The organism is Enterobacter quasihormaechei, assembly GCF_004331385.1.
In the GTDB taxonomy this organism is placed as follows: Bacteria; Pseudomonadota; Gammaproteobacteria; order Enterobacterales; family Enterobacteriaceae; genus Enterobacter; species Enterobacter quasihormaechei.
Map to the genome: position 1 here is coordinate 1 of NZ_SJON01000043.1, position 932 is coordinate 932.

Below are 932 nucleotides of genomic sequence, written 5' to 3' on the forward strand. Positions count from 1 at the left end.
TCGATGGTGTCCTCGTCGGTTGTCGCACAGCCGCTGTTGTAATAGCTGAACGAGATGAAGTCCACGGTGTTGTTCTTCAGCTGCTCGCGGTCCTCCTCTGTAATATCCAGCACAATATTATTGTCACGGAAGAAGCGCAGCATGTACCCCGGGTAGGCTCCGCGGCACTGCACGTCGCCAAAGAACAGCCAGCCGCGGTTCTCATTCATCGTTTTCAGCACGTCATCCGGTTTGCAGGTCAGCGGGTAAAGCAGGCCCCCCAGGAGCATATTGCCGATTTTTGCATCCGGGATGATGTCATGGCACCGCCCCACGACGATGGCACTGGCGACCAGCTGATGGTGGATAGCCTGATAGATATCAGCCTGACTGCTGCCTTCAGGCAGGCCCACTCCGGTCAGCGGCGCGTGCAGGGACATGTTGATTTCGTTGAAGGTCAGCCACAGCTTGACCTTCTCTCTGTAGCGCCCGAAAACCGTGACGGCGTAGTCAGTGAAAAAACCAATCAGTCTGCGGTCAGCCCAGCCGTTATAGCGGGTCACCAGATTCCAGGGCATCTCATAGTGGGAGAGCGTCACCATCGGCGTAATTCCGTGCTGCAGAAGCTCGTCAAACAGCCTGTCGTAGTAGGCCAGACCGGCTTCATTCGGGGTCTGCTCATCACCCTGTGGATAGATGCGTGCCCAGGCGATGGAAACGCGCAGGCAGGTAAACCCCATCTCGCTGAAGAGTTTAATGTCCTCCGGGTAGCGGTGGTAAAAGTCGATGGCCACGTCCTTGATGCTGCTGACGCTCCCGTCACGTTCCACCACCTCGCCGAAGATACCTGCGGGCTGAACGTCCGAGGTGGACACCCCTTTGCCGTCCTTGTCCCATGCACCCTCGACCTGGTTTGCGGCAATTGCCCCGCCCCAGTAAAAATTATCCGGGAA

General features: G+C 57.3%; 1 protein-coding gene. It reads right to left on the reverse strand.

Annotated features, from left to right (window positions below; genetic code table 11):
* The coding region (locus tag E0L16_RS21935; RefSeq protein ID WP_131638317.1) for a glycoside hydrolase family 1 protein at nt 1–932 on the reverse strand (932 nt) is incomplete at both ends.